This window comes from Rhizobium anhuiense (assembly GCF_003985145.1).
GTDB lineage: Bacteria > Pseudomonadota > Alphaproteobacteria > Rhizobiales > Rhizobiaceae > Rhizobium > Rhizobium anhuiense.
In genome coordinates this window covers 61,896-86,940 of the sequence record NZ_ML133543.1, presented here as the reverse complement: position 1 = coordinate 86,940, position 25,045 = coordinate 61,896, and the positions used below count along the sequence as shown (strand labels likewise).

Here is a 25,045-nt window from a genome sequence, read left to right as displayed (position 1 = left end):
ACCGGCAACACCAAGGTGATGCGCCAGGCGCTGGAAGCCAGCCATCGCGGCTGGGGCAAGTCCATCATCATCGGCGTGGCCGGCGCCGGCCAGGAGATCTCCACCCGGCCGTTCCAGCTGGTCACCGGCCGCAACTGGATGGGCACCGCCTTCGGCGGCGCGCGCGGGCGCACCGACGTGCCGAAGATCGTCGACTGGTACATGCAGGGCAAGATCCAGATCGATCCGATGATCACCCACACCATGCCGCTTGATGACATCAACAAGGGCTTCGAGCTGATGCATACGGGCAAGTCCATCCGCGGCGTGGTCGTGTACTGAGCCATGAAAACCATCTCAACCGAAAATTCTCATGGCGGCACCCAGGGCGTTTACATCAATCGCTCGGATGTCTGCGACTGCGACATGACCTTTGCGGTATTCCTACCGCCGCAGGCCAAAGTACGGAAGTTGCCGGTTCTATGGTACCTATCCGGTCTGACCTGCACCCATGCGAACGTCATGGAAAAGGGAGAGTATCGGCGTCTTGCCGCAGAACTCGGTATTATCATCGTCTGCCCCGACACCAGTCCGCGGGGCGATACCGTCCCGGACGAGCCGGATAATTGGCAGTTCGGCAAGGGTGCCGGCTTCTACGTCGACGCCACCGAGCCGCCGTTCGCACAGAATTATCGGATGTACAGCTACATCGTCGATGAATTGCCGAACCTTATCGCGGCCGAGTTTCCGGTCGACATGACGCGGCAGGGAATCTTCGGCCACTCGATGGGGGGACATGGCGCGATCACGATCGCGCTCAAGCACCCCGAACGCTTCGGCAGCTGCTCGGCCTTCGCGCCGATCAGCCATCCCTCGGTCTCCGGCTGGTCAAAGCCGGCATTCCAGAAATACCTCGGATCGGATGAAAGGAACTGGCGGGCCTATGATGCCTGCTCGCTGATCGAAGACGGGCACCGGTTCCCGGAATTCCTCGTCGACCAAGGCACGGCGGATAGCTTCCTGCAGGACGGATTGCGCCCCGAAGAGCTCAGGCAGGCCTGCGAGACGGCCGGCATCAGCCTGCGGCTTCGCATGCAGGACGGGTACGGCCACTCCTACTTCTTCATTTCGACATTCATGGAAGACCATCTGCGCTGGCACGCGCGGAGATTGGGAGACTGATTGCAGAGCTTGGCCGGGCATATCGCAAACGGCCCAGAAGGGGAGGAGAAACCCATGACCAGCATAGCCATACATCCGGCAGTGGATTCAGGCTTTCGGGCGACTGACGCTGCTTTCGCAGGCGGGACGCTCGTCTGCAAATGCGCAAGCAATCCGGTCAAGGTGAAGATCAAGGGCGATATCGCCCATAATCACGCCTGTGGCTGCACCAAGTGCTGGAAGCCCGAGGGCGCCGTCTTCTCGGTCGTGGCGGTCGCTCCGACCGAAAGCGTCGAAGTGCTGGAGAACGGCGATAAGCTCGCCGTCGTCGATTCCGCCGCCTTGATCCAGCGCCACGCCTGCAAGGAATGCGGCGTGCATATGTATGGGCCGGTTGTGCGCGAACATCCGTTCCAGGGATTGTCCTTCGTCCATCCGGAACGCTTCCAGGAAAGCGGCTGGGCGAAGCCGGGCTTTGCGGCCTTCGTGTCGTCGATCATCGAGAGCGGCTTCGACCCCGCGAAGATGGACGCCGTCAGGGCGCAGTTGAGGGCGTCCGGCCTCGAGCCTTACGATTGCCTAAACCCTGGCCTTATGGACTACATGGCCACGTGGACCGCCAAGAAGAGCGGCGCTCTGGCTTCTTAATCGACCCCGGGGAGCGCCGGGCCGGCGCTCCCCGACAAAACCGCCGCCACCGGAAACGAGATATTCCGCAATGGCCGCTCGCCGGGTCGCCGGCGTCCAGGCTTCGAGGCCTGATGACCGACGTCGTATCGACGTCAACTCCAGAGACATTCTCACCGACCTGCCACGATGATCCGCTGGCAAGAACGCCGCGACGGTCGCCGCCGCGGAATGTCGATCATTGTCAGCACGTTAAAGCGGCGCCTGACAGGCATCGCGACCATAGCGCTCGGCATCATTGTGTATTCTATAAATACTAATTGTGTACGCAAAGTACACAATTATTGACTCCCTCCGACAAGCGTGCCATTTTCACGGCGTAGAGCAACGACTGGCCGGAGAGCGACGATGGCGAAGACACCCAAGAGCAATCTCTACGAAGACCTGAAACGGCAGATCCTGACGATGGAACTGGACCCGGACGCCGATCTGGACGAAGCCAGTTTGAGTGAAAGATACGGGCTCTCGCGGACGCCGGTTCGCGACATATTTCGGCGCCTTGCCGGCGAGGGTTATATCGACATCCGCGAGAACAGGGGTGCGCGGGTCATCCCGATGAACCATTCCACCCTGCGGAATTTCTTTCTCGTCGCACCGATGATCTACGCGGCGATCGGCCGTCTCGCCGTGCAGAATTTCAAACCCGCCCAGCTTTCAGACCTGAAGCAGACCCAGGAGCGGTTCCGCGCCGCCAGCGAGAACATGGACCCTTTGGCGATGGTCCTCGAGAACAATCGTTTTCACGAAATTTTCGGCGAGATGTCGGGCAACGTCTATCTGCAGCCGAGCCTCGGCCGGCTGCTGATCGACCACGCGCGCATCGGCCACACCTTCTTCCGACCGAGGAACGAGGACATGAAGCGGCGGCTTCAAGTGGCCGTCGACCATCATGACAGCTTCATCGATGCGCTCGGCGCCCACGATGAGAATGCCGTCGTCGACCTCGTCTTCGAACACTGGGAATTGTCCCGCGAGAACATGGAGATGTTCATCGCCCCGCAAGGCCTCAAGGCGGACGCCTTCCTCGGCGGTCCCGCTACGCAAATATTGGAGAAGTCATCGTGAAGTTTGAGGGGATCTATACGCCGGCGGTGACGCCGCTCGATCAAAATGGCCAGATCGACAAAGCCGGATTTGCCGGCGTGCTCGAGTCGCTGATCGAGGCCGGCGTCCACGGCATCATCGTCGGCGGCTCGACGGGCGAGTATTACGCCCAGAGCAGCCAGGAGCGCTTCGACCTCGCAGCCTATGCGAGGGACGTCATCGGCACGCGGCTGCCCCTTATTATCGGGACCGGCGCCACGCGCACCGAAGATTCGGTCGAATACGCAAAGGCGGCGAAGGACATCGGCGCGGATGCAATCCTGGTGTCGTCACCGCCCTACGCGCTGCCGACCGAACGCGAGAATGCGGTCCACGCTCTGACCGTCGACCGCGCGGCCAACCTGCCGATCATGCTCTACAACTATCCCGCCCGCATGGGTGTCGTGATGGGCGAAGAATATTTCTCCCGCGTCGGCAAGTCGAAGAACGTGGTCGCCATCAAGGAAAGCTCCGGCGACATGGGCAACCTTCACCTGCTTGCCCGGAAATTTCCGCATATTGCACTGTCTTGCGGCTGGGACGACCAGGCGCTCGAATTCTTCGCCTGGGGGGCGAAGAGCTGGGTCTGCGCCGGCTCCAACTTCCTGCCGCGCGAACATGTGGCCCTCTATGAGGCCTGCGTCGTCGAAAAGAACTTCGACAAGGGCCGGGCGATCATGACCGCGATGCTGCCGCTGATGGACTTCCTCGAATGCGGCAAATTCGTCCAGTCGATCAAGCACGGATGCGAATTGATCGGGCTGAACGTCGGCTCGGTCCGCGCGCCGCTGCGCCCGCTCAACTCCGAGGAAAAACGAACACTTCAGACCGTCGTCGCCACGTTGAAGCGCACGGTCAGCCAGATCACGTCGGGAGCAAACCATGCATGAACCCTTGACCGCAGCCGAATACAAGGCGATCGCCGCCGGTCTTCAACTTCCGACGAATGCCTTCGTCGACGGGGCATTCCGTCCGGCGAACTCCGGCAAGACGTTCACCTCCACGAACCCTGCGACGGGTGAGGCTCTCGCCGAGATCGCTGCATGCGATGCCTCCGACGTCGACGCCGCCGTCGCCAAGGCGAAGCAAGCCTTCGACGATGGCCGCTGGCGGCTGCGTTCGCCGGCCGAACGCAAGGCGGTGCTCCTCAAGCTCGCCAAACTTTTGGAGGAGCATCGTCACGAGCTCGCCGTCATGGAGAGCCTCGACAGCGGCAAGCCGGTCGGTGAATGCCAGACGGTCGATGTTGCCGATACCATTCATACGCTGCGCTGGCACGCCGAGCTGATCGACAAGCTCTATGACAACACCGCTCCGGTCGGCGCAAACGCGCTGACGATGATCGTGCGCGAGCCGATCGGTGTTGTCGGATGCGTGCTGCCGTGGAATTTCCCGCTGCTGATGCTGGCCTGGAAGATCGGCCCGGCGCTTGCCGCCGGCTGCTCGGTGATCGTCAAGCCGGCACAGGAAACGACGCTCACCACGCTGCGCGTCGCCGAGCTTGCTCATGAAGCAGGTATCCCGGCTGGCGTCTTCAACGTCGTGACCGGCGGCGGCAAGGAGGTCGGCGAGCCGATCGGCCTGCATATGGATGTCGATATGGTGGCCTTCACCGGATCGACGCCCACCGGCCGCCGCTTCCTGCGCTACGCCGCCGACTCGAACCTCAAGAAGGTGGTGCTCGAATGCGGCGGCAAGAACCCCGCGGTGGTTCTCGACGATGCCGAAGACCTGGACCTCGTTGCCGAGCAGGTCGTTAACGGCGCCTTCTGGAACATGGGCGAGAACTGCTCGGCCACCTCGCGTCTGATCGTTCATGCCAATATCAAGGACGAACTGCTGAAACGCATCGGCGCCTACATGCGCGAATGGAAGACCGGCGATCCGCTCGACCCGGCAAACCGCATCGGCGCGCTCGTCAGCAAGGCGCATTTTGAAAAGGTGAAGTCTTTCCTCGACGACGCCAAGACGGAGAAGCTCTCGATCGCCCATGGCGGTGAAACCTATAACGGCATCTTCATCGAACCGACGGTGGTCGAGGGCGTGACGCCGGCCAGCCGCCTCTTCCAGGAAGAAATTTTCGGCCCGGTGCTTTCGGTGACGACCTTCAATTCGCTGGCCGAGGCGATCGCCCTTGCCAACGACACGAACTACGGCCTGACGGCGTCCGTCTATACCGGTAGCCTGCGGAACGCCATCAGGCTCTCGCGGGAGATCCGCGCCGGCGTCGTCACCGTCAACTGCTTCGGAGAAGGCGACGCCAGCACGCCGTTCGGCGGCTACAAGGAGTCCGGCTTCGGCGGCCGCGACAAGTCGGTCTTCGCTCACGACAATTACTGCGAACTCAAGACCATCTGGATCGACGTATCCGAACGGTCGGTCGACGAGACGATCCGATGACCCGCCATGTGATCAAGCGCCTGCCGATCGATACCGGCGTTTCGGGATGGGAGGCGATCAGCGAACGCGCCTTTCCCGCAATGGCGCTTGAACACGACATTACCACGGACTGGCTGATTGTCGGCGCCGGATTTGCCGGCCTGTCGGCGGCCCGCCGCCTCTCGCAGTTGCGCCCTCAGGACAAGATCGTCGTCCTGGAGGCGCGTGAAGTCGCCAAGGGTCCGGCCGGGAGAAATTCCGGCTTCATGATCGACGTGCCGCACAATCTCTCTTCCGGCGAGTATTCGGTGGCCGACGAAGAGGCGACCAAGGACGAGATTCGACAGAACCGTCTGGCGATTTCCTTCGCGGCCGATGTCGCGGCGGAATACGGCCTGTCCAGGGAAACCTTCGATCCGGCGGGCAAGGTGAATGCCGCGGCCTCCGACCGGGGGCTCGGGCTCAACGACAACTACAGGAAGTCGCTCGAAAAGATCGGTGAGCAGCATCGCGTTCTCGATGCCGATCAGATGCGGGAGATGACGGGCTCGCGCTATTATCGCGGTGGGCTCTATACGCCGGGCGCGGTGATGATCCAGCCCGCCGACTATATCCGCGGCCTGGCGCGCGGACTTAGCGCAAAGATCGCCATTCACGAGCACTCGCCGGTGCTGGAGCTTTCCCGCGAGGGAAAGTCCTGGAAGGCGAAGACGGCTCGCGGATCGGTCTCCGCGCCGAAGGTCATTCTGGGCGTGAACGGCCATATTCAAAGCTTCGGCCATTTCCGCGGGCGGCTGATGCACATATTCACCTACGCGTCGATGACATCGGCCTTTTCCCAGAACGAATTCGGCGGCGATATCACCGGCGCGGACCGTTGGGCGCTGCTGCCGGCCGACCCGATGGGCGCGACGGTGCGCAAGATCACCACAGATGGCCGTTCGAGGATCGTCATCAGGACGCGGTTCACTTACGACCCGAGCCTCCAAGTGTCGGAGAAGCGGGTCGCCGGCGTGGCGGCCGAGCAGCGCCGCTCGTTCGACGCTCGCTTCCCCGGAATGCAAAGCCTGCCGATGGAGTTTAGCTGGGCGGGTGCGCTCTGCCTGAGCCGAAACCATGTGCCGGCATTCGGCGAGGTCGAGGAAGGGCTTTTTTCCGCCTGCTGCGAGAATGGTCTCGGCACCGTCAAGAGCACGCTTGCGGGAATGATGGCGGCCGATCTGGCGACAGGCGCCGCAAGCCCCGAACTCGACAAATACAAGAACCAGCCGGAACCGGTGAGATTGCCGCCCGAGCCCATCGCGTGGCTCGGCGTCAACTCGGTCATCCGCCTGCAGGAATTGCGTGCTGGCCGCGAGGGATGATCCCTCGGCCCGCGCAATGTGAAGCTGCCCGCTCGCAGACTTCAATGAGAATGGGAACGTAAAACAGGAGTAAGAACAATGAAAAATTTGTGGAAGGCGCTTTGCGCCGCTGCAATGATCGGGGTCAGCATCCTTCCTGCTCGCGCGGAAGAAAAGACGATCACCATGGGCACGATGTCGTGGGAAGATCTGACGCCCATCACCGGTATCACCAAGAAGGTTCTCGAAGACGCGGGCTACACCGTCAAGGTGACCGAGTTCTCCGAGTGGGGCATCGCCTATGCCGCTCTCGCCAAGGGTGACATCCAGGTTCTCACCTCGCAGACGGACTATGTCGCGCAGGACTACTGGGACAAGAACAAGAACCGCCTCGAAAAGATCTCGCCGGTTTCGCACGGCCTCTATCAGGGTGTTGCGGTTCCCAAATATGTCCCGATCGACTCGCTGGAACAGCTCAATGAAAACGCCGACAAGTTCGGCGGCAAGATCATCGGTATCGAACCGGGCGCCGGCCTGATGCGCGATACCTCGAATGCGGTCAAGGACTACGGCCTCGAGCTCCAGCTCGTCGAGGGCAGCACCGCCGCGATGACGGCGGCGCTGAAGTCCGCCTATGATCGCAAGGAGTGGATCGCGGTGACGATCTGGGAGCCGTCCTGGATGGTCCAGAAGTACGAGGTCAAGTACCTCAAGGATCCGAAGGGCATCTTCCCGCCGCCGCAGAGCTACTACTGGATCGGCCATAAGGGCTTCTCCGCAGAGAACCCGCATGCGCGGGAAGTGATGGCCAGCGTCTATGTGCCGCTCGCCGACATCACCGCCATCAACGGCGCGGTCAATGAAGGCAAGACCATGGACCAGGCCGTGCAGGATTGGATCGGCGCCCATGCCGACCTGATCAAGCGCTGGGAAAACATCAAGAAGAACTAACCGCGTCGTGGCCGTCCGATCCGTCGGGCGGCCATCCTACAGCGCCGCGCGTTCTTTTGGACGCGCAAAGGACGCTGGGAGATTCAACGAGAGAAGCCAGCGCCGATTGGCTCAAGGGGATCGCTATGAAAACCGTAACTGCCGATATCAATGATGTCCTGATCGACTGCCAGTCCCTCTGGAAAGTCTTCGGTGACAAGTCCGCTGCGGCAATGAAGTCGATCAAGGAGCGCGGCCTCGGCAAAAAAGAGGTCTTGAAGGAATACAACTGCGTCGTCGGCGTGTCCGAGGCGAGCCTCCAGGTGCGGCGCGGCGAAATCTTCTGCATCATGGGCTTGTCGGGAAGCGGAAAATCCACGCTCATCCGCCTGCTCAACAAATTGATCACGCCGAGCGCCGGCAAGGTCCTCGTCAAGGGGCGCGACCTCGCCGCCCTGTCTCCGGTCGATCTCCGGCAGATGCGCGCCAGGAACATCGGCATGGTGTTTCAGAGCGTCGCTCTGTTGCCGCACCGCACAGTCCTGGAAAATGCGGCCTTCGGCCTCGAGGTGCAGGGAATAACCAAGCCGGAGCGGAACAAGACCGCCGTTGCCGCGCTCGAGAAGGTCGGCCTCGCCGACTGGGTGAACCGGTATCCGGGCGAGCTTTCGGGCGGCATGCAGCAACGCGTCGGTCTCGCCCGCGCGCTCGCTTCCGACCCCGAGATCATTCTGATGGACGAGCCGTTCAGCGCGCTCGATCCGCTCATCCGGCGCCAGCTTCAGGACGAATTCCGGCAGCTGACTAAAGCCTTGGGCAAGTCCGCGGTCTTCATCACCCATGATCTCGACGAGGCGATCCGGATCGGCGACCGCATTGCGATCATGAAGGACGGCGTCATCATCCAGACCGGCACGGCCGAGGAAATCATCCTCAACCCGGCGGATGCCTATGTCGCCGAATTCGTCGCCGGCATATCCCGTCTCCATCTGATCAAGGCGCATTCCGTCATGCGCAGTGTCGCCGAATTCCAGCAAAGCGCGCCGAATTCCGACATCGCGTCGCTGGCGCGCACGACGCCGGACGCCGACATCGACGAACTCATCACATTGACGATGCAGTCGGAGCGCGACGCCATCGCCGTCGTGGACAATGGTCAGATTGTCGGCGTGGTCACGCCGCGCAGCCTGCTGATGGGCGTCAAGGGACCATCCGCCCACGATCTGCCGGCGGCGTCCACCAACTGGAGCTGATTGACATGGATAGTTCAGGCTTCATCGATCTTTTTGACGAATGGACCGATTCCGCGCTCGAATGGGTGAGCGACAATGGCGAGTTCCTTTTCGATTCCATCAGGCAGGTTCTCGAAGGGCTCTATGCCGGGATCCTCTGGCTCCTGGAACTTCCGCCATTCTATCTGATCGCGCTGATCGTGGCGCTCGTCGGCTGGCGGCTGGTCAATGTCTGGTTCGCCCTGCTGAGCGGCGTCGCGCTGGCGCTTTGTTTTTCCATGGGACTCTGGCCGGAGACGATGAGTACGCTGGCGCTGGTCTTGACCGCAACCACGCTCGCCCTGGTGATCGGCATCCCGATCGGCATTATGGCCGGCTTCTTTCCCGCCCTCGATCGTTTCATGGAGCCCGGCCTGGACCTGATCCAGACGCTTCCGCCATACATCTACCTGCTGCCGGCGATCGCTCTGCTCGGCTATGGACCGGCGACGGCATTGATCGCGACCGTGATCGTCGCCGTGCCGCCGGCAATCCGCCTGACGTCTCTCGGTATCCGGATGACGCCCAAGGAGTTCATCGAACTCGGAGAGGCGCTTGGGATGACGCCGGCGAAGATGTTCTTCAAGATCCGCCTTCCCTTCGCGCTGCCGAGCATCATGGCGGGCATCAACCAGAGCCTGATGATGGCCTTCGGCATGGTCGTCATCGCAGGCATCGTCGGTTCCGGCGGGCTTGGCGAGACGATCTACGGCGCGATCAGAACGCTCGACATCGCGACCTCGATCAATGGAGCGATCGCCATCGTGGTTCTGACCATGGTGCTTGATCGCATAACCCAGAGTGCTGCTCGTCTGGGAACGGGGAGGAAGTCATGAATCCGTCCATCCTGCAGTTTTCGCCCGGCGCTTTCCTGGCGCCATCCGTCGATTGGCTCAACACCAACTTTCATCCGCTGTTTGCGGCGATCAGCTATCTGGTCGAAGCGGTGCTTTCCGGATTCGAAGCGGCACTGCTCTTCGTGCCGCCCTATGGGCTCATCGCGATCGTCGTCGTTCTGGCATTCGTCGCCGTCGGTCTGCGCGCCGCGATCCTGGCCGGTCTTTGCCTGGGCTTCTGTCTCCTCATGGGGCTGTGGACGGCATCGATGCAGACCCTGTCTCTGGTCACCGTCGCGGTCCTGATCTCCGTGCTCATCGCCTTCCCGATCGGCGTCCTGTGCTCGCGCTACAAGACATTGGAGGCCATGGTTCGCCCGGTTCTCGATGTGATGCAGACCGTGCCGCCGTGGGTCTATCTCATTCCTGCGGTGATGATCTTCAGCCTTGGACGCGTGCCGGCAATCATCGCCACCATCGTCTATGGCATTCCGCCGATGCTCCGACTGACCACGCTGGCATTCAACCAGGTGCCGAAGGAATTCATCGAACTCGGCAGCGCTATCGGCGCGCCGCCTCGCTCGGTGCTTTGGAAGATCGAGATCCCCTTGGCCAAGCAGACGCTCCTGGTCGGGCTCAACCAGTGCATCCTTCTGTCGCTGGCCATGGTCGTGCTGGCCGGGCTCGTCGGTGCCGGCGGTCTCGGTGCTGAGGTGACGCGCGGCTTGACGCGCATGGAGATGGGGCTTGGTCTCAGGGCAGGCCTGGCGATCGTCGCCGTCGCCCTTCTGCTCGACCGGCTGTCCCGCGGCCTGCTCGACCGCGACAGGCTGCCGAAGGCGAAATGAGCAAGGACATAGAGAGATGAGAAACAGCTTCTTCTGCATCGATGCGCATACTTGCGGCAATCCCGTCCGCTTGGTCGCCGGAGGCGGTCCACTGCTTGCCCATGCACCGATCAGCGAGCGCCGGGAGATTTTCGTCCGCGACCATGACTGGGTGCGCAAGGCGCTGATGTTCGAGCCGAGGGGGCACGACATCATGTCAGGGGCGATCATCTATCCTGCCTATCGGCAGGACTGCGATTTCGCCGTGCTGTTCATCGAAGTGAGCGGCTGCCTGCCGATGTGCGGCGCCGGCACCATCGGCACCGTGACCGCCGCGATCGAGGAGGGGCTGGTCAAGCCGCGCGAACCCGGCCGGGTCGCCATCGAGACGCCTGCGGGGAGGGTTGACGTGACCTATGAGGAGAAGGACGGATATGTCGATTCCGTTCGTCTCCACAATGTGGCGAGCTATCTCCATGAGGCTGATGTCGAGGTGGATGTGCCGGGAATGGGCCGTCTGCGCGTCGATATATCCTATGGCGGCAACTATTATGCGGTCGTCGAACCACAGGATAACTGGAGCGGCCTCGACGGCATGACCGCATCCGACATTGTCGGCTGCAGCCAGAGACTGAGGTCGGCGCTTGCCGGTATCTGCGATCCTGTCCATCCCGACGACCCGAGGATTCGCGGTGTGCATCACGCCATCTGGTGCGACCGCCCGGTGAATGACGTCTCGGATGGACGCTGCGCCGTCTTCTATGGCGAAAAGGCCATCGATCGATCGCCGGGCGGCACCGGCACCTCCGCCCGCATGGCCCAGCTCTATGGGAAGGGGCGGCTTACCATCGGGTCGAGATACCGGCATGAAAGCCTGATCGGAACCATCTTCGAGGGCCGGGTCGAAGCCGAGGCGAGCATTGGACCCTATAGCGGCATTCTTCCCAGCATCGGAGGCTGGGCGCGCGTCATCGGGCACAACACCATTTTCGTTGACGATCGTGATCCGCTGGCGCATGGCTTTCAGATCCGATGAGCGCGTTTTCGGCAGGGAGATGACTATGCGACCCGATCAGCAACGCCAAGCAGACGACGCCGCAAGATCGGCTGGCCGGCTCAAAGTCGGGTTCGTTCTGGCGCGCTCGTTCACGCTGTCGGCCTTCGCACTCTTCGTGGATACGCTGCGGCTGGCGAGCGACGAGCAGGATCGCTCCGGAAGGCTTCTTGCCGACTGGCAGGTGATCGGCAGCACGAGGCACCTGATCACCGCGAGCTGCGGCGTCCAGGTTGCGCCGACCTCCGATTTCGTCGATCCGGCGAAGTTCGACTACATCGTGGTCGTCGGCGGCCTTCTGACGGTGGAGAACCCCGTCGACCAGCAGACCATCGCCTTTCTCAAGCAGGCGGATGCCAAGAAGGTGCCGTTGATCGGCGTGTGCACGGGTTCATTCATCCTTGCTGAGGCCGGCCTGATGAAGCGGCACGAAACCTGCGTGAGCTGGCTGCATTACAAGGAATTTCGCGAGCGCTTTCCCGAGCTCAGCGTTCGTTCCGACCGGCTCTTCAATCTCGATCGCCAGCGCGGCTCTTGCGCAGGCGGCAGCAGTTCCGCCGACATGGCGGCATTGCTGGTCAGGAAACGCATCAGCCGCGACGCCGAGCGAAACGCGCTTGAAGTGCTTCAGATCGAAAAGGCCCGGACGTCGGCGGATATACAGCCGCGGCGACCGCTCTACGACGAGTATGAAGACGCCCGCGTCAAGGCGGCGATGATTGCGATGGAACAGTTCGTCGACGGCAGCATGTCGATTCAGAAGCTTGCCGCCATGGTTGGCCTGTCAAGGCGGCAACTGGAGAGGATCTTCATCGACAAGACCGGAATGTCTCCCGCCAAGGCCTATAATCGTGTTCGCATGGAGCGGGCGAAATCGATCCTTGCCCAGTCGAAGGCGCCGCTGATCGAGATCGCGCTCGATGTCGGCTTTGAAAACGCCTCGCAGTTCACGAGAACCTTCAAGCGCACATTCGGGCAGACGCCGTCGCAGCATCGCGCAGCCGCTTTGAGAGCGCACTGAGTTTACTCAGATCTCTTCCCACGGAAACGTGTCCAGCCGCTCGGCGCCCCTGGCCGTGATCAGAGCCTGGGTTTCCAGCTTGATGCTCTCGGATCCGGCTTCGGCGATCAGGCTTTCGACGTTGAGCACCATGCCCTCCTCGAAGGCGCCGCTGAAATCCGGGTCGAAATCCGGATGCAGAAGGATCCCCGGCCACTCGTCCGCCATTCCGGTTCCGTGCAGAGCAAGCGTGTATCGATAAGGCTGGTATTTCTCCGGAATCCGCCACGACTGCGTGTTGAATTCTGCGAACGTCATGCCGGGCTTCAGGATTGCGAGATTGTGCTCGATCTGATCCCTGGCCGCCGCGTAAAGTTCCTTCTGCTTGGTGGTCATGGCGACATGCCCTGCGGTCCACGACCGCGAGAGGTCGGCGCAATAGCCGTAGGGTCCGATCATATCGGTGTCGAAGGATATCATTTCCCCGCGCTTGATGACGTAGTCCGAACACTCCTGATACCAGGGGTTCGTTCTCGGGCCAGCGGTCAAGAGCTTGGTCTCCAGCCACTCGCCGCCGCTGCGGGCGTTTTCGAAGTGAAGCTCGGCCCAGATTTCTCTTTCGGTGCGGCCGGGCTCTGACATCTCGTACATCCGCGCCATGCCGGCTTCGCAGACACGGATCGTCCATCGCATCAGCTCGATTTCGTCGGCGCTCTTGATCGATCGCGCCCGCTCCGCCAGTTCCTGGCCGTCGACAAGCGTGAAGCCGCGTTCGCGCAGTTCGAAGGCGCCGGCGGGTTCGAGCCTGTCCACCGCAACGCGCCTGTTGCTGCCATGGCTGCTCACGAGGTCCGCGACCTCGTCCGCCCAGGCTTTCAGGCGGGGTTCCATCAGGTTGCCCGCCGTGAAGAATATCCATGACTTCGCCGGCCGGATCTCGTCGATGCCGGGAAGCCCGTCATTGACGTGCTCGGCGCCTTCGAATTCGAACAGTATCGCCGGACCATCGGCGAGGACCAGAGCGTAGCGCGAGGCGTTGTGCATCGTCCAAATGCTCATATTCGATGAATCGAAGGCATATCGGATGTTGACGGGGTCGTAGAGCAGCAGGGCGCCGCAGTCCCATTCGCGCATCGTCGTGCGCAGGCGCTCCAGACGATAGCGGCGAGCCCGATCGAGCGTCGTGGCCGGCACAGGACTGATAAGAGGCCGATCCGCTCCCTCAGGATTGAGATATGCCTGCTTCCGCTCATCCTTGAAGACCGTCGAGCCGGTCGGCTCAGCGGAATCGCTTTGGTCTCGCAGCATCGAAGTCAGTCCTTGTCGTCGGTGAATGGCGCGACGTTACCGGGCGCTCAGCGCTCGATGACGAGATCGCTGAGCGGCTTCGAGCAGCAGGGCAGGAAGAAGCCGGCGTCGATTTCCCTTTGGCGAATTCCGCCATTGTGGTTCATGTCGACCGTCCCGGAGGCGAGCTTCGATTTGCAGGTGCCGCAGACGCCGTTCGCACAGGATGACGGTATCCTGACGCCCGCCTTCTTCGCGCATGAGAGCACGCTCTGCTCGCCTGTTACCGCGATGCTGCGGGCCTGTTTCGAGAAGGTGACCTGGAAAACCTTGGCAGCCGCCTCCTGAACCGCGGGAATTTCGGGTTCGTCGATGACAGCGGCGTCGAAGCTTTCCTCCAGGTAGTTCGAGCCGGCGACGCCGAGTTCGGCGGCAATGCCGCGCGCAGCCGCCATGAACGGGGCGGGACCGCAGCACATCACGGTTCGCTCAGTGATATCGGGAACGGCAAGCCCGATATATTCTTTCGAAATGCGACCGGTCAGGCCGGGCCAGGACGGCTCGCCGGCAACGGTCTCCGGGAGAAAGTGGAGGCGAAGACCTTTCAGCCTGCGGGCGATGCAGGCGAGCTCGTCGCGAAAGATCAGATCCTGGGGCGTCCGGCCGGCATGCATGAAGACGACGTCGGCCGGTTCGCAACTGTCGGCGATCTCACGCAGAATGGACATGACGGGTGTAATGCCGGAGCCGCCGGACAAAAGCAGAAGCTTACGTCCCGCCGTCTGGGGCCTGACGAAGTGACCGAGCGGACCGTTCGCCTTGACGGCTGCCCCGGGAGCCAGCGTGTCATGAAGCCAGTTGGAGATCTTGCCGCCGGGAACGCGCTTCACCGTCACGGAGAAGGCATTCGTCCGATGCGGCGAAGACGAGATGCTGTAGCACCTGTTTTCCGCCTCTCCATTGTGCTCGAGATCGAACAGAAAATACTGTCCCGCCTTGAAGGCGAACCGCTTGCCCTCGCGCGATGCGAAGGTGAATGTCTTGACGTCGTGGGTCTCCTGCTGAACGTCGAGACAAACGAGCGTGTCGTCTTCTTCCGGGTTCCAGACGTCGTCAAGAGCGGCCCTGGCTGTGGCCGCTTGCGGGCTCCTAGTATCCATGTGCGCGCATCCGGTCGATGTACCAGGTGGCGAACTTGTCGAGGTTCGTCTCGGAGAAGCGGGAGTAGGGGCCTGGCTGATAGGCCGGGTCGAGAGCGCCTGCATGGGAGCGCGCCACCAGATCGGCGTCCTGGTCGGTCGTTGCCACCCAGACATCCGTCAGCTTGTCGAGATCGTAATCCACGCCTTCGACGGCGTCCTTGTGGACCAGCCACTTGGTTCTGACCAGCGTCTTGCCCGCCGACAGCGGGATGACGGTTGCCACCACCGCATGGTCGCCCATGAAGTGGTTCCAGCTGTTGTGGCCCCAAAGATGCATGTCGCCGAGATCCTTGCGGGTCATGTGCCCGAGCAGCTTGGAGGATGCGGCGGTGGCATCGTGGGTCTGGGATTCACCGGCGCCTGCGATGATCAGCCGCTGGGTGCGGAAATTTGTGGCGCAGTCGGCGAGTTGCTCGACGGCAGCCGAGGGAAAGCCGTCAGCCTCCCACGCCTTCGTCCGCTCTTCATACAGCCTGAAATGCTCCTCGGCCTGTTCGCGATCCTCCGGGCTCAGCGTCTCGGGGTCGAAGCCGAAGTCGAGATCGACGAAGGAGACGCAAAGCTCCGGATGGTTCGCGGAGCAATGGTAGCACTCGCGATTGTTCTCCATCGTGAGCTTCCAGTTGCCGTCCTCGATGACGTCCGTCTGGTGAGCGATCTTGGCATTGCGGATGTCGTAGGGAGCGAGGCGCTCGACCATGGCCTGTTCGAGGAGAGCGATGTCCTCGGGCGGATTGTCGGAGAGGCAGACGTAGATCAGCCCGCCGATCGACTTGAAGGTGACGGGCTTGAGGCTCCGACACTCCTTGTCGAAGTCCTTGCCCATGTGCGGGGCGTAGCTGAGCTCGCCCGTCAGTTCATATGTCCAGGTGTGATAGGGACAGACGAGTTTTGAGACGATCGTCTTGCCCGGATCGAGAAGGCGGGAGCCGCGATGGCGACAGACATTGTGCAGGACGCGAATTTCACCGTCGTCGTCGCGCAGGAGGATCAGGCTCGTCTTGCCGATATCGATGACCGTGGCGTCGCCGGGTTCGGGAACGTCACAGTCGAGGCCGACACAGATCCAGTGATTGTGGAAGAAAACGTCGATGTCTGCTTCGAACGCATCTTCTCTGACATACAGCCCGGCCGGCAGCGAGTGACCGTTGGCACGAGCGTCGAGAAGGGCTGAAATGGAAGAAGGAAGTCTGTTTAGCATGAGAACCTCTTATGCGAGAGTTTCCCTAGATTGCCCTTGCATACCCGGCATTTCAACGGCATAAAAAATCACGTTCGCATAAGTTTTTATCATGCGAAGAGAGGTTTGCGATGCATTTCCGAAGACGGCTCCCATCGCTGACGGCGCTGGTGACCCTGGAGGCGGTGCTGAGACGGAAAAGCTTCACCACGGCTGCGACCGAACTCGGTGTCACCCAGGCAGCGGTCAGCCGGCAGATTGCCTTGCTGGAGGAGGAGCTCGGCCAGCCCTTATTCGTGCGCAAGCATCGAGCGATCGAGCCGACAACGGCATGCATCAACCTTGGCGCCACGCTGGCCAAGAGCCTTGCCGATATCGCCGAGAGCGTGGAAGCGATCCAGCCGCGCAGCCAGGACGTCGTGACGATAGGCGCGACCGTCGCCTTCTCTTCTTTCTGGCTGCTGCCGCGGCTGGCCGAATTCCGTCGGGCAAACCCTGGCATTCTGGTGCGGGTGATTTCCCAGGACAGCCCGATTGCCCTTGACGATGGAGAAGTCGACGTGGCAATTCGATACGGTGTGCCTCCCTTCAGCGATGGAACCGTCATCGCCTCGCGCGGCGACGTCATTTGCCCCGTCTGCTCTCCCGATTACCTCAGGCGCCGCGAAGATGGTCCGCTGGGCTCCGGTGATGAATTCATCGAAACCGATGTTCTCGATCGTTCCTGGTATAGCTGGGCGCAGTGGTTTTCGCTGACTGGCGCCAATCTCGAGATAAAGCCGTCGCTGCGGTTCAATCATTATACCGAGACCATCGCAGCCGCGCGCGCGGGCCAAGGGATGGCATTGGGATGGCGGATGCTGGTCGGCACCTTTCTGGAGGATGGAACCTTGGTGCAGGCCGATGGCGGCGAGCTTGCCGCCGAGGATCGTTACAACGTCATCGTGCCGGTCAAAGCCAAGCGCAGCAATGCGCGCGACCTTGCCGCCGCCTGGCTGACAGCATCACTGCACGGTTGATCGAAAACTATCGTCACAAACCCAGTCCCACAGTTGCCGTTCGGTGGACGCCTTTCGGGACGAAGGCGAAGCGATCCGCCAGGCCGAGGAAATCGGCGGCCAGGTGAATGACCGAAAGCCACATTTCCGTCCCCTGCAAGCCCGGTTCGCCGCCATCGGCAAACGGGAATCCCTCACCATCCCGCCATCGATCCAGAGCCTTCGATATGAGATTGCGGGCGATCGCTTCGCCATCGGCCCGCCTGTAGTCGGTCTGCCGGGCAATCAGCAGCAGGGGATGAATCGTATCGAGCAGGTTGCAGGCATTGTATTTCGCGCCGACGAAGCCCTTGTGGTTGCGATAGTTGAGGTGAACCGTTTCGAGCGAGGCGTGCGGGTGCGGAAGCGCTGCGCCAAACTGGGCGTAGGTGCCGCGTGTCAGCCGATAAAAACCGTTCACCGGTTGGAGCCATCCTTCCGGCGCAGTCGGCTCGCCCCATAGGCCGGAGACGCTGTTGGCATTGCGGCTCAGCCACTCGAAAAGTTCCTGCCGTGAATGCCGGATGCCGAAATACTTCGCATTGAAGTACATGGCGGTTCCGATCGCATCGACCACGCTGCCGGCATGCCACGCCCGGGTCGACCAGGGCAGGGCGCGCAGCCATTCATCGAGTTCGTCAGCGCCAAGCTCGACCGCGTGGACCGGTTGTCGCGGGCTGGAGCCAAGCAGTTCAAGCGCATAGCCAACCGCAAGGACGTTATAGAGCGCCTTTGGATCATCCCTGAGCGCCTTGCCATGCATGCGCGAATGCTTTTCAGGGAATAGCCCGGTCTCTTGTTCCTGCAGGCCTTGCAGAAGTTCGACGATCGCCGCCGCATCGAGGTCAGGCGGCAAGTGGCCGAACCCGGCAGCGATCTCGATGGCATCGCATAAATGCCGGATCGCCGGTCTGCGGACGCCGTCCGCTTCCAGCGATTCATAGGTTCCCTGCGTTTTCCAGCGTGCAAGGATATCGGGCCATTGGTCTTTCGCTTTTTGGCCGAGCCTGACCAACTGATCTTCGATGTCTCCCGTGCCGGATTTCCTGGGCGCCGAGCCTCGGCTCCGCAGCACCCGGGCCGGCACGCCGCCGGCAACCGACATGGCGGGAATGTCGCCCGTGACGACCGCTCCGGCGGCGATCACCGCACCATTTCCAATCGTGACGCCATCGAGGATCACGCAATTGGCGCCGATCCAGACGTCGTCACCGATCACTATGCCGATGCTGACGACACCCTGGCGGTGGATGGGAATGGCCGGATCGTCGAAGCCATGATTGAAGCCGACGATCGAGGCGTGCGAGGCAATCCGCACGCCATTGCCGCAGGTCACCGTGCCGGACACACAGGCATAGGGATTGATGGTGCAATCGTCGCCAAGGATCACATGGCCGCGGACGAGTGCGTGCCCGGCGATCCAGGAGCGCTCGCCCATCATCAGGCTTTCGGTGAAGATCGCGGCATGCTCGGCGATATAGGACGTCTCAGCAAGCTCCGCATCGCATGATCGCCGGAGTTCCGCCTTGCGGGCCAGGTGGGCTGGATGACGGAGGTCCGACGCAATGTGTTCCCAGGTCAGGTATTGAAGCCTGCGCGCTTCCCGCTCTTCGCTCGCCGATATGTGATGGCTGTTGGCGTGATCCATCCTGCTCCTCATTCTCAGGTTCAGCCGCTGAATATTCGTCTGCCTTCAGCGATCCATTGCCTCGCTGCATCAGACTGCCTGATCCGTTTAAAAGCAAGACATCCGACACGCGCCGATCATCGGCAACGTGCGGAGCAACCGGAAACCGTGAGATCGAGTTATGCCGCGCTCAGAAGTTCAGCGCTAACCGGCATTCCCATATGAAAGCCCTGGACACGGTCGATGCGAAGATCCTTGAGAAGGGAAAATTGTGCTGCAGTTTCGACGCCTTCCACCAGGATCGTATTCCCACGATTGCGGATGAGAGCAATCATGTCCTGAAGCATCATCAAACCGCGTGGGTTCGAGCTGTCGTGCAGGAAGGTTCTATCGACCTTGACCGTCTGAAACTCGATTGCCCTCAACCAGGAGAGACCCGCGAAGCCGCAGCCGAAGTCATCAAGCCAGATTTCGACGCCGAGTGCCCGCAGATCGGCAATGCATTTCAGCACCTCCGATTGCATATCCATGTCCAGGCCCTCAGTGACTTCCAAGGCCAGTCGCGACCCGCAGACCCCGCACCGAGCAAGGATATCAGCAACGCTGGCAGCAAAGCCGGGGGAACGCAGTTGTATTGGCGACACGTTGACGCTGACGGTAGCCATCCGATCGGTCATCAGTATATCACGGCATGCCGTCTCGATCGCCCACCTGCCCAGTTCGAGGATAGCGCCACTTCGTTCTGCAACGGGAATGAACGTCTTCGGCGAAACCGCGGTGCCGTCCGGCATCCTGAGGCGCATCAAAGCCTCGACAGCTCTTGGTTTCTCGTTCGTCACGTCGAAGATCGGTTGGTACACCAGCGAGACCAGTTTGCGATCAATGGCGGCCGCCAGCAGCGGGACGAGTTTACCAGCATAGTCGTCGGGGCGAGGCAACAACGGATCAAAACTACGAATGCAGTTTCGGCCACTTGCTTTGGCATTGTAGAGAGCGAGGTCGGCTTCACGGACTATTCGTTCAACTTTCTCTCCAAGTTTCTCGCGGGTGAAGGCGACGCCGATGCTGACGGTTACGATCGACATATCATCTGGTCGCTCGTCGTGAGCAATCGCCAGAGACTCGACTTCCATTCTGATCTTCTCGGCGAGAGTCATCGCGACCTTGGGGAGGGCAGCCGGCACGACCACGATAAATTCCTCGCCACCATACCTGCCGATCATGCCATCTGACGACTCTACAAGTGCCTTCAGCGCATTGGCGATGACAGTCAGGCATCGGTCTCCTTCCTGATGTCCGTAGCGGTCATTGAAGCGTTTGAAAAAGTCGACGTCGATGAGGAACACGGAGAAGTCGCGGCGTTCGTCTTTCCAAGCGGCCCAGCATTCGTCGAGTCGCCGATCCAGCGCGCGTCTGTTGCTTATGCCTGTCAGGTAGTCAGTATGTGAAAGCTCGAGCAGGGACCTTCCGCGCTCGGACGCTTCCCAGTGCTGGTGGCGCGCCTCCGCCGCGTTCAGCAACACGTTTCGACGCTCCACGTTCAAGCGCCAATTGACGAAAGACGTGAAGACAAAGCACGAAATGTAGAACAACCCGAAGGCAAGCTTGTAGGTTTGGCTTGAAGGAAAAAATTCCTCGATCGTAACGAAAAATGCGCATAGAACGAGGCTCGAGGTGATCACCGAAAGCCGAAACGGGAAACTGAAAAAGAGGTTGGCGCCCATCATGAAGATGGCGCCGAATATCATGTAGTATGACATGGCGGTGACATCGCGGGTGGCAATCGCCGGGTACAGCCAGCCCACATAGCCCACAAGCAGTGCAGCGGCACATGTGATGTCAAGCCAGACGGTTTTCGCATTTGCCAGTCGCAAGATTTCGAAAGTCAGCAGAGCGACCGTTGCAACGACGAATCGCGCGGCGATCGTCACAGGGGCAACATCGGGGATCAGCCATCGGTCTGGAAGTGCGAAGGCCACATAAACGGCGACCGCCATCCAAAGACCATGCCGTGAGCTCTGCCTTCGGACAGCATCATTTTCAGATTTCAGAGACTTGAGGGCCTCGGCAAATGAAAAGCTGGCGGTTGGTTCGTCGCGCTGGACGTTAGCGCAAGCCGCGATCATGCAACAACACCGGTCTGACAACGATCTAAAGTAAGTTGAAAAGTAAGCCATACTTCGGCGCCCTCCAAAATCACGTTCGGCAACCTGCAACCGGTTTGTCTTATTGCTTAGCTTTGTTAGAGGGGTGGCATCTGACCCGCAATAGTAGAAATACCCTTATCCCGTGTAGATTCTAGTCGCATCCTATTTCGAGGTTGATTATGCTTAATGCTATGTCAAAGAGGTCTCGAAATGGTACAAAGCCTGGTCTTGGACGGTGAAAGTCTTGTCGCGCCAGGTGAAATTCGTCGGGCGGCAAGGAGGCTTGCTGCCCCAGATCCCGGCCACCTTATCGTTGCGAGTGCCGAGCTTGCCCTCAGCCTTGACGTGTCGATCCGTCAGTTCAAATCCGGCGTCGAGCCTCATGCGATCATCGAGCGTCTGACCGCCGCCTTGCATCAGATACGGCGGCGCTTTCATCCGGAGGTATGGGACGTCATCGTTCCGATCGCGCAATCTCATCCAGTTGCTCACTATCTTCATCAAGATCCATTGACCCGCTGGTCGTTCGAAAAGCCGCGCGGCTATTCTGGCGACGCACGCCTTCTCGACTTCATCTACGGCAGACCTGAGATTGAGGACGCTGTCTTATCGGCCAGCAACTTGGGCCGTTCGATCTACGCCTACACTCGAAATGCTTCGTCATCCCTAGCGGTAAGGGAGCGTCGAGACATTCTGGCTCGCCGCGTTGACGAAATCGCTTCGGCGCGGCCTGGTTCCACCGAAGTCCTCGCCATCGCGGCGGGGCATCTTCGTGAGGGGCCTTTGTCGCACGCTCTCGGTGCCGGCGCGATCAAACGCTGGGTGGCTTTGGATCAAGACCCGATGAGCGTTGGAACCGTAGCCCGCGATTTCGCCGGCACATCCGTCGAGGCGATGAGCGGTTCGGTCAAATCCCTGATCGGTGGAAGACATGCGCTGGGAATGTTCGATTTCGTCTATGCCGCGGGTCTCTACGACTATTTGCCGGACCCGGTCGCCGTAAAGCTGACCAAGAAGTGCATCAGCATGCTCAAGCCTGGCGGCACATTCCTGTTCGCCAATTTCTCTCCGGAGACGGAGGTCGATGGCTATATGGAGACATTTATGAACTGGGCGCTGCTGTTGCGGTCAGAACGAGAGATGGGCTTGATCGCCGGTGAAAGCGTGACGGGGACGGATATGAAGGTGTCTGTTTGGTCCGGCTCAAACCGCAGCATTGTCTACTGTGAAATTCAAAGACCGCATTAGGCCCCACGTTGGCTCGACGGCTTGCCGAACTTCAGCGCCTGCTCGGCCGCCAAGGTCGCGCTGCGCTGGACAACGGGCGCAACATGCTGCGCCCCTTGCTCATCGACGGTTGCCGAGGACTGTTACCGAGCGCTGTCGATGATTGCGCCGCCGTCGGGGGTAAGGCTGTAGCCCGTGATGAACTGCGAATCCTTGCTGGCCAGGAACAGCACCACCGGCGCAATGTCGTCTTCCGGCGAGCCGAAACGCGCGAGCGCGCTCATCGGCGGAGGAACCTCCTTTTCCGCAGCCCCCCAGGTGTCGGCGATCGGCAGGACGTTGTTGACGGTGATCTTGTCCGCACCCCATTCGCGCGCCGCCGTGCGGGTCAGGGCGCGCACCGCCTCCTTGGCCATGTTGTACGGACCATAACCAGCCAACCCGCTGGTGCCGGCCATCGAGCCGAAATTGATGATCCGGCCTTCTCCGCTTTCCCTCAGATGAGGATAGCAAGCCTGCATGAAGCGCAGATAGGCGATCGGCCCAGTGTCGAAGTTGCGTTGCAGTTGTTCGACTGAGAGGTCGATGACCGACGACAAGACCGCGGAGCCATCGAAAGCATTGTTCACGAGAATGTCGATGCGGCCGTAGGCAGCGACAACCTTGTCCACCGCGGCCGTGATCTGATCGGCCTCTCCGACGTCGCAGACGGTGCCGAGTGCTGCGCCGCCCGCTTCGACGATTTCAGCGACAACGCGTTCGACGCTTTCGGATGTCCGCGAAAGAATTGCGACCTTCGCGCCTTCGGCCGCAAACAACTTTGCCGTGGCACGGCCAATGCCGCGGCTTGCGCCTGTGACGATGGCAATTTTTCCATTGAGTCGACCCATTTCTATCTCCTTGATTTGGGTTGGGATTATCGGACCTCAGTGCGCAGTGGCCTGGACGTAAGGGGAGGGGACGTCGCGGGCGTCGTTCTGCGTCATGAATGAGGTGACCAGCAGCGCCAGGCCGACCGCCGCTGGCAGAGCGCCGGCGGGTTTTCGAACGCCGACATGGGCGAGGCCCGACAGCAGCAGGTGAAAGAAGATGCCGGCATAGGCGAGATCGCTGAGCGGCACGCTGACGCGGGAAAGGATCGCGGCCGGGCCGAGAACCTTGATGATGATCATGAACGGAATGAGATAGGAAGCTTGGAATCCGAGTTCCGCCAGAACCTGGCGAACCCAGTCTCGCTTGGTGACATAGATGGCGGCTGAGGCGAGGTAGAGCACGGATAGAAGCGCCGTGCTGATCCAGTACACGTAAAATTCAGGCATGAGTTCATCCCTGTCGCTGCCCACGCAGCAACATTCCTCTCGTCGAGTCTGTCGGTTTGTTTTTGGGAGGCGCCTTTCTGCGCTCCCTTGTGCACGCAGAGAAATGTCGTCTAAGATTCATATTTGCAAGTAGGATGAATTACTTGCTGTTAGTATGGAAAAGCAGACCATGGTTGAAGAAGAAGGCAATATGCATGAGGAGATGCGTCGCGCATTCGCGTTGCTTTCGGGAAAATGGAAGCTGGAAATCATGTGGCTGCTCAATCAGCGGGTCTATCGGTTTGGCGAATTGAGGAAGGCTATTCCCGGCATCACCCAGCACATGCTGACGGCGCAACTTCGTGAGCTCGAAGCAGACGGCCTCGTGTCCCGCACCATCTTTGCGGAGGTTCCTCCGCGCGTCGAATATGAGATCACACAAAAGGCGCGGGGCCTCGGCCCCACCATGGAAGCTTTGACGGCATGGTGGAACGAGTACGGCAAGAGCGTGCCGGTGAAGCCGAGCGCACGCGGCCGGAAAGCCAGGGCATGATGCTGAAAAGTGCGCGCGGTCTTGAACTGCGCCGGGCCGGTCGCCGGCAATAGGTTCACGAAAGACTCGAACCGAACTTGTCCCAGCCTTCCTTGATCGTCTCCATCGCGACATTGGTCGATGTGTTGGCAACGTGGGGCAACGTCGAGATGCGCTCGCCGAGGACGCGGCGGTAGCGGCCGATATCGCGTGTGCGGATCTTGAGCAGATAGTCGAACCTGCCGGCGATCATGTGGCACTCTTCGACTTCCCTGATCTTCTTGATGGCGTCGTTGAAGCTTTTCAGCGCATCTTCGCGGGTATCGGAAAGCTTCACCTCGACGAAAGCGATATGGTCGAGCTGCATTTTCGATGGATTGAGGACGGCCTTGAAGCCCTCGATATAGCCGTCGCTGATGAGCCGCTTGAAGCGGATCTGGCACGGCGTCTTCGAGAGGCCGACACGCGCCGCGAGATCGGTGATCGACAGTCTGCCGTCCTCGGCAAGAGCCGCGAGGATTTTTCTGTCGAACTGGTCCAATTCACTAAAGATGTCAGGTTCAGTAGCCATTTTAACTCTCAAGAATGCTTTAATAAGTTCATACAGGCTGAAAGCTGCGAAAATCAAGTGAGATCGCGATCGGCGATCTGTGATACCTTATGCATCGGCAATGGGATGGAAGGCGCAGGCGCTCGACGCATCGTCGGGATCGCATCGGCGCCGCAGGAAAAATGGGGTCACGCATGCGTAGGGAAGAACCGGATGACGATCAGAAGCTGGACCTGCTCGCTCACTACCGGCCGGTGGCGATAAGAGCGGTTGCAGCGGCGCTCACCCTCAAGCGCAACAGGCCGGATGCGCGTCCGCTTCGCGAGACGGAATATTCCGGCCCTGTTGTCTCGGACGACGCTGACTGGGACGATGAACCCGGCGTCTCATTCATCCGTTAAAACCAGA

Annotated in this window: 24 protein-coding genes and 1 pseudogene; 17 read left to right on the top strand and 8 right to left on the bottom strand. The window is 60.7% G+C overall.

The window, feature by feature from the left end; all coding sequences use genetic code 11:
• From EEQ99_RS32585 to EEQ99_RS32525, 13 genes and pseudogenes are all read left to right on the top strand, one after another.
• Window positions 1-321 (top strand): annotated as a pseudogene (locus tag EEQ99_RS32585) (S-(hydroxymethyl)glutathione dehydrogenase); the annotation flags it as partial.
• Window positions 322-324: 3 nt separating this feature from the next.
• Window positions 325-1,161 carry an S-formylglutathione hydrolase gene (gene fghA, locus EEQ99_RS32580; protein WP_127431826.1) on the top strand — a complete coding sequence of 279 codons (837 nt, stop codon included), beginning with the start codon at window positions 325-327 and terminating at the stop codon, window positions 1,159-1,161.
• A 54-nt stretch (window positions 1,162-1,215) separates the two neighbouring features.
• Window positions 1,216-1,788, top strand: a complete 573-nt coding sequence (gene gfa, locus EEQ99_RS32575) for an S-(hydroxymethyl)glutathione synthase (RefSeq protein ID WP_127431825.1) — start codon at window positions 1,216-1,218, stop codon at window positions 1,786-1,788.
• A 387-nt stretch (window positions 1,789-2,175) separates the two neighbouring features.
• The gene (locus EEQ99_RS32570; RefSeq protein ID WP_047619566.1) at window positions 2,176-2,892 is read left to right on the top strand and encodes a GntR family transcriptional regulator; all 717 of its coding nucleotides are present in this window, start codon (window positions 2,176-2,178) and stop codon (window positions 2,890-2,892) included.
• Window positions 2,889-3,800 (top strand): dihydrodipicolinate synthase family protein, encoded by a 912-nt coding sequence (locus EEQ99_RS32565; protein WP_127431824.1) that lies wholly within the window; start codon window positions 2,889-2,891, stop codon window positions 3,798-3,800. Before EEQ99_RS32570 ends, EEQ99_RS32565 begins: the two co-directional genes overlap by 4 nt.
• Window positions 3,793-5,310, top strand: coding sequence for an aldehyde dehydrogenase (locus tag EEQ99_RS32560; protein WP_127431823.1), 1,518 nt, complete (start codon window positions 3,793-3,795; stop codon window positions 5,308-5,310). The genes EEQ99_RS32565 and EEQ99_RS32560 overlap by 8 nt, the downstream gene beginning before the upstream one ends.
• Complete coding sequence (locus EEQ99_RS32555; RefSeq protein WP_127431822.1) at window positions 5,307-6,653, top strand: NAD(P)/FAD-dependent oxidoreductase; 1,347 nt, start codon at window positions 5,307-5,309, stop codon at window positions 6,651-6,653. The genes EEQ99_RS32560 and EEQ99_RS32555 overlap by 4 nt, the downstream gene beginning before the upstream one ends.
• Before the next feature lie 78 nt (window positions 6,654-6,731).
• Window positions 6,732-7,583 carry a glycine betaine ABC transporter substrate-binding protein gene (locus EEQ99_RS32550; protein ID WP_127431821.1) on the top strand — a complete coding sequence of 284 codons (852 nt, stop codon included), beginning with the start codon at window positions 6,732-6,734 and terminating at the stop codon, window positions 7,581-7,583.
• A gap of 125 nt (window positions 7,584-7,708) precedes the next feature.
• Window positions 7,709-8,815, top strand: coding sequence for a quaternary amine ABC transporter ATP-binding protein (locus EEQ99_RS32545; protein WP_063473467.1), 1,107 nt, complete (start codon window positions 7,709-7,711; stop codon window positions 8,813-8,815).
• 5 nt (window positions 8,816-8,820) lie between these two features.
• On the top strand, window positions 8,821-9,669 hold the full coding sequence (locus EEQ99_RS32540) for an ABC transporter permease (protein ID WP_048338730.1): 849 nt from the start codon (window positions 8,821-8,823) through the stop codon (window positions 9,667-9,669).
• The gene (locus EEQ99_RS32535) at window positions 9,666-10,517 is read left to right on the top strand and encodes an ABC transporter permease (RefSeq protein ID WP_047619578.1); all 852 of its coding nucleotides are present in this window, start codon (window positions 9,666-9,668) and stop codon (window positions 10,515-10,517) included. Before EEQ99_RS32540 ends, EEQ99_RS32535 begins: the two co-directional genes overlap by 4 nt.
• Before the next feature lie 16 nt (window positions 10,518-10,533).
• Window positions 10,534-11,532, top strand: a complete 999-nt coding sequence (locus EEQ99_RS32530) for a 4-hydroxyproline epimerase (protein ID WP_047619580.1) — start codon at window positions 10,534-10,536, stop codon at window positions 11,530-11,532.
• A 25-nt stretch (window positions 11,533-11,557) separates the two neighbouring features.
• Complete coding sequence (locus EEQ99_RS32525; RefSeq protein WP_047619668.1) at window positions 11,558-12,571, top strand: GlxA family transcriptional regulator; 1,014 nt, start codon at window positions 11,558-11,560, stop codon at window positions 12,569-12,571.
• Between the two features lie 6 nt (window positions 12,572-12,577).
• Here the strand turns inward: EEQ99_RS32525 and EEQ99_RS32520 are convergent, their stop codons facing one another.
• From EEQ99_RS32520 to EEQ99_RS32510, 3 genes are read right to left on the bottom strand one after another with little or no spacing between them, the layout of a single operon-like run.
• Window positions 12,578-13,858 carry a M24 family metallopeptidase gene (locus EEQ99_RS32520; protein WP_127431820.1) on the bottom strand — a complete coding sequence of 427 codons (1,281 nt, stop codon included), beginning with the start codon at window positions 13,856-13,858 and terminating at the stop codon, window positions 12,578-12,580.
• 47 nt (window positions 13,859-13,905) lie between these two features.
• A complete protein-coding gene (locus tag EEQ99_RS32515) occupies window positions 13,906-14,997 on the bottom strand; it encodes an FAD-binding oxidoreductase (RefSeq protein WP_127431819.1) in 1,092 nt (363 codons plus the stop codon).
• Entirely contained in the window at window positions 14,987-16,240 is a 1,254-nt protein-coding gene (locus EEQ99_RS32510; RefSeq protein WP_127431818.1) for an aromatic ring-hydroxylating oxygenase subunit alpha, read from the bottom strand. The genes EEQ99_RS32515 and EEQ99_RS32510 overlap by 11 nt, the downstream gene beginning before the upstream one ends.
• Before the next feature lie 110 nt (window positions 16,241-16,350).
• Here EEQ99_RS32510 and EEQ99_RS32505 point away from each other — a divergent pair, with 110 nt between their 5' ends.
• Entirely contained in the window at window positions 16,351-17,238 is an 888-nt protein-coding gene (locus EEQ99_RS32505) for a LysR substrate-binding domain-containing protein (RefSeq protein WP_127431817.1), read from the top strand.
• 13 nt (window positions 17,239-17,251) lie between these two features.
• On the opposite strand, the gene EEQ99_RS32500 is transcribed toward EEQ99_RS32505, so the two are convergent.
• Together EEQ99_RS32500 and EEQ99_RS32495 are read right to left on the bottom strand one after the other, a co-directional pair.
• The gene (locus EEQ99_RS32500) at window positions 17,252-18,904 is read right to left on the bottom strand and encodes an acyltransferase (RefSeq protein WP_127431816.1); all 1,653 of its coding nucleotides are present in this window, start codon (window positions 18,902-18,904) and stop codon (window positions 17,252-17,254) included.
• A 158-nt stretch (window positions 18,905-19,062) separates the two neighbouring features.
• Window positions 19,063-21,060, bottom strand: coding sequence for a putative bifunctional diguanylate cyclase/phosphodiesterase (locus EEQ99_RS32495; protein ID WP_127431815.1), 1,998 nt, complete (start codon window positions 21,058-21,060; stop codon window positions 19,063-19,065).
• Window positions 21,061-21,240: 180 nt separating this feature from the next.
• On the opposite strand from EEQ99_RS32495, the gene EEQ99_RS32490 reads away from it, so the two are divergent.
• Entirely contained in the window at window positions 21,241-22,278 is a 1,038-nt protein-coding gene (locus tag EEQ99_RS32490; protein ID WP_028756995.1) for a class I SAM-dependent methyltransferase, read from the top strand.
• Window positions 22,279-22,400: 122 nt separating this feature from the next.
• On the opposite strand, the gene EEQ99_RS32485 is transcribed toward EEQ99_RS32490, so the two are convergent.
• Both EEQ99_RS32485 and EEQ99_RS32480 read right to left on the bottom strand, forming a co-directional pair.
• The gene (locus tag EEQ99_RS32485; RefSeq protein ID WP_063473474.1) at window positions 22,401-23,147 is read right to left on the bottom strand and encodes an SDR family NAD(P)-dependent oxidoreductase; all 747 of its coding nucleotides are present in this window, start codon (window positions 23,145-23,147) and stop codon (window positions 22,401-22,403) included.
• Between the two features lie 36 nt (window positions 23,148-23,183).
• A complete protein-coding gene (locus EEQ99_RS32480) occupies window positions 23,184-23,576 on the bottom strand; it encodes a DoxX family protein (protein WP_097544994.1) in 393 nt (130 codons plus the stop codon).
• Between the two features lie 154 nt (window positions 23,577-23,730).
• Here EEQ99_RS32480 and EEQ99_RS32475 point away from each other — a divergent pair, with 154 nt between their 5' ends.
• On the top strand, window positions 23,731-24,108 hold the full coding sequence (locus EEQ99_RS32475; protein ID WP_028756998.1) for a winged helix-turn-helix transcriptional regulator: 378 nt from the start codon (window positions 23,731-23,733) through the stop codon (window positions 24,106-24,108).
• Window positions 24,109-24,163: 55 nt separating this feature from the next.
• On the opposite strand, the gene EEQ99_RS32470 is transcribed toward EEQ99_RS32475, so the two are convergent.
• Window positions 24,164-24,658 carry an Lrp/AsnC family transcriptional regulator gene (locus EEQ99_RS32470; protein ID WP_063473475.1) on the bottom strand — a complete coding sequence of 165 codons (495 nt, stop codon included), beginning with the start codon at window positions 24,656-24,658 and terminating at the stop codon, window positions 24,164-24,166.
• 173 nt (window positions 24,659-24,831) lie between these two features.
• On the opposite strand from EEQ99_RS32470, the gene EEQ99_RS32465 reads away from it, so the two are divergent.
• The gene (locus tag EEQ99_RS32465; protein ID WP_047619595.1) at window positions 24,832-25,038 is read left to right on the top strand and encodes a hypothetical protein; all 207 of its coding nucleotides are present in this window, start codon (window positions 24,832-24,834) and stop codon (window positions 25,036-25,038) included.
• The last annotated feature ends 7 nt before the right edge of the window (window positions 25,039-25,045 follow it).

What these genes read in the sequence shown, in the direction of transcription:
- EEQ99_RS32475 (WP_028756998.1), top strand. Translation starts at nt 23,731, where the DNA reads ATGGAAAAGCAGACCATGGTTGAAGAAGAAGGCAATATGCATGAGGAG.
- EEQ99_RS32570 (WP_047619566.1), top strand. Translation starts at nt 2,176, where the DNA reads ATGGCGAAGACACCCAAGAGCAATCTCTACGAAGACCTGAAACGGCAG.
- EEQ99_RS32555 (WP_127431822.1), top strand. Translation starts at nt 5,307, where the DNA reads ATGACCCGCCATGTGATCAAGCGCCTGCCGATCGATACCGGCGTTTCG.
- EEQ99_RS32500 (WP_127431816.1), bottom strand. Translation starts at nt 18,904, where the DNA reads ATGGATCACGCCAACAGCCATCACATATCGGCGAGCGAAGAGCGGGAA.
- EEQ99_RS32530 (WP_047619580.1), top strand. Translation starts at nt 10,534, where the DNA reads ATGAGAAACAGCTTCTTCTGCATCGATGCGCATACTTGCGGCAATCCC.
- EEQ99_RS32470 (WP_063473475.1), bottom strand. Translation starts at nt 24,658, where the DNA reads ATGGCTACTGAACCTGACATCTTTAGTGAATTGGACCAGTTCGACAGA.
- EEQ99_RS32550 (WP_127431821.1), top strand. Translation starts at nt 6,732, where the DNA reads ATGAAAAATTTGTGGAAGGCGCTTTGCGCCGCTGCAATGATCGGGGTC.
- fghA (WP_127431826.1), top strand. Translation starts at nt 325, where the DNA reads ATGAAAACCATCTCAACCGAAAATTCTCATGGCGGCACCCAGGGCGTT.
- gfa (WP_127431825.1), top strand. Translation starts at nt 1,216, where the DNA reads ATGACCAGCATAGCCATACATCCGGCAGTGGATTCAGGCTTTCGGGCG.
- EEQ99_RS32540 (WP_048338730.1), top strand. Translation starts at nt 8,821, where the DNA reads ATGGATAGTTCAGGCTTCATCGATCTTTTTGACGAATGGACCGATTCC.
- EEQ99_RS32490 (WP_028756995.1), top strand. Translation starts at nt 21,241, where the DNA reads ATGGTACAAAGCCTGGTCTTGGACGGTGAAAGTCTTGTCGCGCCAGGT.
- EEQ99_RS32515 (WP_127431819.1), bottom strand. Translation starts at nt 14,997, where the DNA reads ATGGATACTAGGAGCCCGCAAGCGGCCACAGCCAGGGCCGCTCTTGAC.
- EEQ99_RS32535 (WP_047619578.1), top strand. Translation starts at nt 9,666, where the DNA reads ATGAATCCGTCCATCCTGCAGTTTTCGCCCGGCGCTTTCCTGGCGCCA.
- EEQ99_RS32480 (WP_097544994.1), bottom strand. Translation starts at nt 23,576, where the DNA reads ATGCCTGAATTTTACGTGTACTGGATCAGCACGGCGCTTCTATCCGTG.
- EEQ99_RS32560 (WP_127431823.1), top strand. Translation starts at nt 3,793, where the DNA reads ATGCATGAACCCTTGACCGCAGCCGAATACAAGGCGATCGCCGCCGGT.
- EEQ99_RS32495 (WP_127431815.1), bottom strand. Translation starts at nt 21,060, where the DNA reads ATGGCTTACTTTTCAACTTACTTTAGATCGTTGTCAGACCGGTGTTGT.
- EEQ99_RS32505 (WP_127431817.1), top strand. Translation starts at nt 16,351, where the DNA reads ATGCATTTCCGAAGACGGCTCCCATCGCTGACGGCGCTGGTGACCCTG.
- EEQ99_RS32510 (WP_127431818.1), bottom strand. Translation starts at nt 16,240, where the DNA reads ATGCTAAACAGACTTCCTTCTTCCATTTCAGCCCTTCTCGACGCTCGT.
- EEQ99_RS32465 (WP_047619595.1), top strand. Translation starts at nt 24,832, where the DNA reads ATGCGTAGGGAAGAACCGGATGACGATCAGAAGCTGGACCTGCTCGCT.
- EEQ99_RS32520 (WP_127431820.1), bottom strand. Translation starts at nt 13,858, where the DNA reads ATGCTGCGAGACCAAAGCGATTCCGCTGAGCCGACCGGCTCGACGGTC.
- EEQ99_RS32545 (WP_063473467.1), top strand. Translation starts at nt 7,709, where the DNA reads ATGAAAACCGTAACTGCCGATATCAATGATGTCCTGATCGACTGCCAG.
- EEQ99_RS32485 (WP_063473474.1), bottom strand. Translation starts at nt 23,147, where the DNA reads ATGGGTCGACTCAATGGAAAAATTGCCATCGTCACAGGCGCAAGCCGC.
- EEQ99_RS32525 (WP_047619668.1), top strand. Translation starts at nt 11,558, where the DNA reads ATGCGACCCGATCAGCAACGCCAAGCAGACGACGCCGCAAGATCGGCT.